The sequence below is a fragment of the Paraburkholderia sp. genome (assembly GCF_026225065.1).
Lineage (GTDB): Bacteria > Pseudomonadota > Gammaproteobacteria > Burkholderiales > Burkholderiaceae > Paraburkholderia.
Map to the genome: position 1 here is coordinate 1 of NZ_JAMFSB010000379.1, position 6,715 is coordinate 6,715.

Sequence of the window (6,715 nt, forward strand, 5' to 3'; positions counted from 1 at the left end):
CGGTGGCGACCCACGGGCTATCCGGCGCGCGGATCGCTTCGATGTCCGCGGTCGAAATGTCCGCGCTATAAATGTGCAGCTTCGAGCCGAGGTTCGCCTCATTCGCCGCGAGCGTCGCGCCGCGCGCAAATTCGTCATACGGGGCAAACACCACACGAATCTCCGGATGCGCACGGTAAGCAGCCGCAGCCTGGTTCGCGACCGATTGCGCGATCGGATTGTCCACAGTGCCCCACCGCGCTTTCTCCTGCACCTGCGGATGCGCGCTCTTGAAGTCGCGCCATACCGCATCACGACGATCGAGCGGTGCGAAGCCCGCTACGTACACATACCCTGCCGCGAACGAATCGCCATTGTCTTTCACCGCCTGATTCAGCAACAGCGTGGCCAGATCATGATCGCTCTGCTCGATCTGCGGCACTTTGGGATTGTTCAGGTCGACGTCGAACGCCACCACCTTGATGCCCTTGTCGAGCGCGCGCTGCACCACATCTTTCAGCGATTCCGGCAAACCGTGGTTCACGATAATCGCTGAGACCCCCAGGCTGATCGCTTGCTGGATCTGTTCGCGCTGCTCGGCGGCGTCCTGCCGTCCTTCGTAAATGCGCAGATCGATGCCAAGCGCCTTCGCCTGTTTCTGTGCGCCGGCCTCATACGCCTGGAAGAAGTCCCCGGTCGACAGATAATTGACCAGCGCGATCTTGACGCCACCTTTGTTGAACGGTGCTGGTGCGCCCTTGAGCGGCTCGGCCTGGATTGTCTGAGCCAGCAACACGGTTGCAGACAGGAGCGCCAACGCGCCCACGACGCGACGCGCACCCGATTTACGACGAAACAGTGATTTCATGTATGCTCCTCAGAGCGTTGTCTAATAGTTCGTAAAGTTTTAAACACGAAGGCGAAGCGTTAACCCGCATGCGCCGTGTGATGAGCGCGATAACGTGCGCCCGGATGTGGCTCAGCCAGACGCGCACTGCCGCCGTGCAACTTTTCCCGCAACGTGCCGCTCTCATACTCGGTCTTGTACACGCCGCGTCGTTGTAGTTCAGGCACAACCAGATCCACGAAATCGCTAAACGTCTCGTGCGTCAATGCGTAGGCGAGGTTGAAACCATCGACATCGGTCTCCTCGACCCACGACTGCAGCTCGTCGGCAATCTCCTGCGGGTCGCCAACCGAGAGCGGTCCAAGGCCGCCTATGCCGCCCCACTTCGCGATCTCTCGCACGGTCCACACGCGCGTCGGATCGGCGCTCGAGAGCGCTTCCACCGCGGACTGCACCGCATTGCTCTCCACATGACGCAGCGGTTCGTCGAGGTCGTACTTCGACAGGTCGATACCTGTCCAACCCGACATCAACGTAAGCGCGCCCTCATCGCTTGTGTAGCGCCGGTAGTCCGCATGTTTGGCGTGCGCTTCGGCCGAGGTCTTGCCGGTAATCACCGTATGCAGATTAAAGATCAACACGTCATGCGGATCGCGACCGAACGACTTCACTCGAGCGCGAATGTCGGCCACAAACTGCTTCAGAATTGTTCGCGACGGCGCTGCTATAAAAATGCACTCGGCGTGCTGCGCCGCGAAATCCTTACCGCGCTTCGATGCACCCGCCTGATACAACACCGGCGTACGTTGCGGCGAAGGTTCGCAGAGATGGATGCCTGGTACGTCGAAATACTGTCCATGGTGATCGATCGGATGGACCTTGGAGGGTTCCGTAAAGACCTGCCGCGTCGCGTCGCGTACAACGGCATCGTCTTCCCACGACGATTCCCACAGCTTGTAGCAGACATCCAGATACTCTTCGGCCAACGCGTAGCGTTCGTCATGATTGGCCTGGCTCGGCAATCCGACATTACGTGCCGCGCTGTCCAGATATGACGTGACGATGTTCCAGCCGACCCGGCCGTTGGTCAGGTGATCGAGTGTGGACATGCGTCGCGCGAAGGGATAAGGATGCTCGTACGACAACGAGCACGTCACACCAAAACCGAGGTGCTCGGTCACGTGCGCCATTGCCGATACCAGCAACACCGGATCGTTCACCGGCACCTGCGCGGCCTGACGGATCGCGGATTCGCCGTTGCCCTTGAAGACGTCATAGATGCCGAGCACATCGGCAATGAACAGCCCGTCGAATTTGCCGCGCTCGAGCAGCTTCGCGAGGTCAGTCCAGTAATCGAGGTGCTTGTAGCGCCAGGATGTGTCGCGCGGATGCGCCCACAAGCCGGGCGATTGGTGTCCGACGCAGTTCATGTCGAATGCGTTTAGACGGATCTGTCTGGCCATAATCGGATCCAGTTAGGTGATGCGCACAAAGCCCACGCAGGCGCGAATTGAACGTCAAATCGCGCCGTGACGCGGGGGCAGTACGTCGTTAAGGTAGTAGTTGCCAACCGCGATGTATTTCCAGCGCACCGGATCGTGCAAGGTATGAGTCCGCGCATTGCGCCAGTGACGATCGAGGTTGTGCTCGGCAAGCGTGGCCTGTGTACCCGCCAATTCGATCAGACGTGTGGACGCCTGCAGCGCGATCTCTGTGGTCGCGGCACGCGCTTCCGCCACGGCAATGGAGGCTGTTGCAACAGTCTGTGGGGTCGACTCTTTAACCGCAGCGTCCACTCGCCGCCCTGCACGTTCGAGAAGCGCCTCGGCCGCGTGCAATTGCAGCGCGAGCTTGCCGAACAGTTCGAGCGTCAGCGGGTCATCACTGGCTCGTTCAACTCCGCTGTCGATCCACGGTCGCGAGCGTTCGCGCACGAAGCGCCGCGCATCGGCAACGGCGGCGCGTGCAATGCCGAGATCGACTGCAGCGTGAATCAGTTGTCCGATCGGCCCAACCGTCGTAGGACGCGCATCGAACGCGGTGCTGTATGGCACGACAGCAGATGCCTCGACATAGACGTTGTCGAGCGTGGTCGTGCCGCTGCCGGTGGTGCGTTGGCCGAACCCGGACCAGTCGTCCACTACGGATAGCCCCGGTGTCTGTGCGCCAGCGAAAGCGACATATAAGGTATCGTCCGCAGCTTTCGCGACAATCGGAATCCACTGCGCAAACAGCGCCCCCGTCGAGTAGAACTTCGTGCCGTTGATGCGAAAGCCGTCGCCATCTGGCGTGAGCGTGGTTCGATAGTCAGCGACTGTCTTTGTGCCGCGCTCGGAGAGCGCATTGCCGAATCGCTCTCCCGCCAGCGCGCGTTCGAAATAGAACGCCTGCTGTTCGCGCGTACCGTTTACGCGCAGCACGTCGAGCATGTAAAAGTGGTTCTGCGGGATCTGTCCGAGCGCTGGGTCCGCCTCGGAGATGATTGCGGTCACCTCTGCAAGCGTGGCGTACGAGACTTCCGCGCCGCCAAACTCGCGTGGCACGGCAATGCCCCACAGACCGCTCGCCGAATAGATTCCAATCTCGGCATACGGTAAGCGGCGCTCGCGGTCGCGCTGCGAAGCGCCTTCCGCAAGCGTGCCCGCTACGGCATGCGCAACCTCGAGCGCCTGCTGATCGTTCGCGATACGTGCTGCCTGCGGCGCATGAGGTGCGTGAGACGCCACGGTTTCTGCAAAAGCATTCATAGCGTCAATTCCACGGATGACGGGCCGGTTTGACGCCGTTCAGATAGTAGTTGCCGACCAGGTGATACTTCCAGCGAACCGGATCATGCAGCGTATGTGTGCGTGCATTGCGCCAGTGCCGGTCGAGGTTGTGCTCGCCCAACGTGGATTGCGTACCGGCCAGTTCGAAGAGTTTTTCGCTCGCCAGCAGCGCGATCTCAGTGGTCAACACCTTCGCTTCGCCCACTGCCACGGACGCCAATGCGACATCGTCCTCGGTGGTTTCGCCCTTGGCGGCGATCACGTCGAGTATCCGTGCGGCGCGTTCGAGCAGCGCTTCGGCTGCATGCAACTGGATATGCAGGTGACCGACTTCACGCACGGTCAGTGGATCGTCGCTGGCGCGCTCGACGTTGCTGTCGATCCACGGCCGCGAACGCGTGCGCACGAACTTCAGGGTATCCGCTATCGCCGCCTGCGCGATGCCGGCGTCGATTGCCGCCTGGATGATCTGCGAAATCGGGCCGTTCAGCGTGGGGAAATCGGAGACGCGATGCGCTGGAAAGACGTGAGACGCCGGCACGCGCACCGCTTCGAGCACCACAGTGCCGCTCGCGGTGGTGCGTTGCCCGAAGCCCGACCAGTCGTCGATCACATTCAGGCCCGGCGTGCCCTTCGGGATATAAGCGAGCCAGCCCTTGCGTTCGTCGTCGAGCCCCAGTACCGGGACGAAATGCGCAAACAGTGCACCGGTCGAATAGAACTTGGTGCCATCGACTACATAGTCGTCGCCATCACGCCGCACGCGCGTCTTCAGATCGAGCACGTGCTTCGTGCCCTTCTCGGAGAAGCCGTTGCCGAAACGCTTGCCTTCCAGTATCTGGGTGAAGAAGTAGCGCTTCTGCTCTTCCGTACCGGTCAGCGAAATCACATCGACAAGACCGAAGTGATTTTGCGGCAATTGTCCCAACGACGGATCGGCCGCCGCGATGATCTTGATCACTTCAGTAAGCGTAACGAAGGAAACACCCGCGCCACCATAAGTCTTCGGTACGGTAATCGCCCACAACCCCGATTGCGAAAACCATTCGATCTCTTCGTGCGGCAAACGGCGCTCGCGGTCGCGCTCCGGCGCGCCTTGCGCGAGACGAACCGCCAGTTCGTGTGCCACGGCGATGGCCTGGGCGTCGTCCTGAATGACACGCACCGCGTGTTGATCTGCGCCGCTTGTATGCGATGAGGTCGCTTCGTAAAACTCGGCCATACAAATCTCCGCTTGAGTGACTGTTCGCACAATCTATCAGCGGGTACGACACTCGCAAACTGAACGTTTGAGAAATAGATATTCCTTCGGATGGCAAACCAACTGGCGCTAGATAGCGCATAAGCACTTCGGCTAAAGCGTGATAAGCATAGTTGGATTTGATGGTTTCATGCGCAGCGGGTTGTTGATTAAAGTCGTCGCAAGCTGGACACCTTCTGCCTCTTTGATCTGGACAACATGAAACGCTTGCACAACACTCTCTCTTCGTTACTGGCCGCGACAGTCTTTAGTATGGTCAGCGGTATTGCCATTAACGCTCACGCCCAGGGCGCAACACCTGCGGCGGATGCAACCGACAACGGGGCTTCCGTGCCTTCGCTCAAAGGCAAGCGTATCGGCATCACTGCTGCGGGCACTGATCACTACTGGGACCTCAAGGCTTACCAAGGCGCAGTCGACGAAGTGAAGCGCCTCGGCGGCACGCCGATCGCACTCGACGCGGGACGCAACGACAATCGCCAGATCTCACAGATTCAGACCTTGATCGCGCAGAAGCCCGATGCAATCGTGGAGCAATTGGGTACTGCAACGGTGCTCGAGCCGTGGTTGCAGAAAATCCGCCAGGCTAACATCCCGCTGTTTACGATCGATACCGCTTCGCCATCAAGCATCAACGACACCACTTCGGACAATTTCTTCATCGGCGAGCAGCTCGCGCTAAAGCTCGTCAACGACATCCACGGCGAAGGCAACATCCTCGTCTTCAACGGCTTTTACGGTGTGCCGGTGTGCGCGATCCGCTACGACCAGTTGAAGGCTGTGCTTAAGTACTACCCGAAAGTGCACATCATCCAGCCCGAACTACGCGATGTAATCCCTAACACGGTGCAAAGCGCATATGCGCAAGTGAGCCAGTTGCTGCAGAAGTATCCGAAGGGGCAGGTTGCTGCGATCTGGTCCGCCTGGGACGTACCGCAAGTCGGCGCCACCCAGGCCGTGGATGCCGCGCATCGCGACGAGATCAAGACCTATGCGGTCGATGGCAGCCCCGACGTCGTCACGCTCGTAAAGGATCCGAAATCCAGCGCTGCTGCTGTGGTCGCACAACAACCCGCGTTGATCGGCAAAACCGCAGTCGATAACGTCGCGCGCTATCTCGCCGGCGATCACGCATTGGCGCCGTACACCTATGTGCCGTCCATCCTCGTCACCAAGGACAATGCCGGCACGATCCAGCAAACGCTTGGTCAGCTCGCTGCAAAATGAGCGCCGAAATCCCTGCGGCGCTCGAGCTACGTGACATCGTCAAGCATTTCGATGGCGTGCCCGCGCTGCGCTGCGCCTCGCTGAAGGTGGAGCGCGGTACCGTTCACGGTCTGATTGGCCAGAACGGCGCGGGCAAGTCGACGCTCATCAAGATCCTCGCTGGCATTCACGACGCCGATTCGGGCACGATTGCCGTCGACGGAGTCTCGCAAGCGCTCGCTGCGTCGGACCGCTCAAGCGCCGCGGGGATTGGTTTCATTCACCAGGAGCGCCTGCTGCCGGCCACCTTCACGGTGGCCGAAGCCCTCTGGCTCGGCGACGAACGCGCCATAGGTCCAAAGGCGGCGAACGGCTTCCGGCTGCTCGACGTGCGACGCATGAACCGCGACGCACGCGACGCGTTGCACAGCCACTTTGGGGTCGATATTCCGCCGAACCGGCTCATCGGAGACCTGAGCGTTGCTGAGCAGCAGATCGTGCAGATCACGCGCGAACTGGTCCGTGAACCCCACATTCTCGTCTTCGACGAACCGACGGCCGCGCTGGTCAGCCGCGAAGTGGACCGTCTGCTGCAGACCATCGACCGTTTGCGGGAACGCGGCCTGACGATCCTGTACGTATCGCACTACCTCA

Annotated in this window: 6 protein-coding genes; 2 read left to right on the forward strand and 4 right to left on the reverse strand. The window is 60.4% G+C overall.

The features are described 5' to 3' along the window. From M0954_RS26600 to M0954_RS26615, 4 genes are all read right to left on the reverse strand, one after another. On the reverse strand, window positions 1-847 hold an 847-nt coding region (locus tag M0954_RS26600), incomplete at its 3' end, for a substrate-binding domain-containing protein (protein ID WP_297356442.1). Between the two features lie 59 nt (window positions 848-906). Beyond that, window positions 907-2,289 carry an LLM class flavin-dependent oxidoreductase gene (locus M0954_RS26605; RefSeq protein WP_297356444.1) on the reverse strand — a complete coding sequence of 461 codons (1,383 nt, stop codon included), beginning with the start codon at window positions 2,287-2,289 and terminating at the stop codon, window positions 907-909. Between the two features lie 54 nt (window positions 2,290-2,343). Continuing rightward, window positions 2,344-3,573, reverse strand: a complete 1,230-nt coding sequence (locus M0954_RS26610) for an SfnB family sulfur acquisition oxidoreductase (RefSeq protein WP_122157916.1) — start codon at window positions 3,571-3,573, stop codon at window positions 2,344-2,346. Window positions 3,574-3,577: 4 nt separating this feature from the next. After that, window positions 3,578-4,816: an SfnB family sulfur acquisition oxidoreductase gene (locus M0954_RS26615; protein WP_297356446.1), complete on the reverse strand. Its 1,239-nt coding sequence runs from the start codon at window positions 4,814-4,816 to the stop codon at window positions 3,578-3,580. A gap of 237 nt (window positions 4,817-5,053) precedes the next feature. On the opposite strand from M0954_RS26615, the gene M0954_RS26620 reads away from it, so the two are divergent. Both M0954_RS26620 and M0954_RS26625 read left to right on the forward strand, forming a co-directional pair. After that, window positions 5,054-6,082 (forward strand): sugar ABC transporter substrate-binding protein, encoded by a 1,029-nt coding sequence (locus tag M0954_RS26620; protein WP_123386945.1) that lies wholly within the window; start codon window positions 5,054-5,056, stop codon window positions 6,080-6,082. Continuing rightward, window positions 6,079-6,715: ATP-binding cassette domain-containing protein (locus tag M0954_RS26625; protein WP_297356448.1), on the forward strand; the 637-nt coding region annotated here is incomplete at its 3' end. The genes M0954_RS26620 and M0954_RS26625, both read left to right, overlap by 4 nt.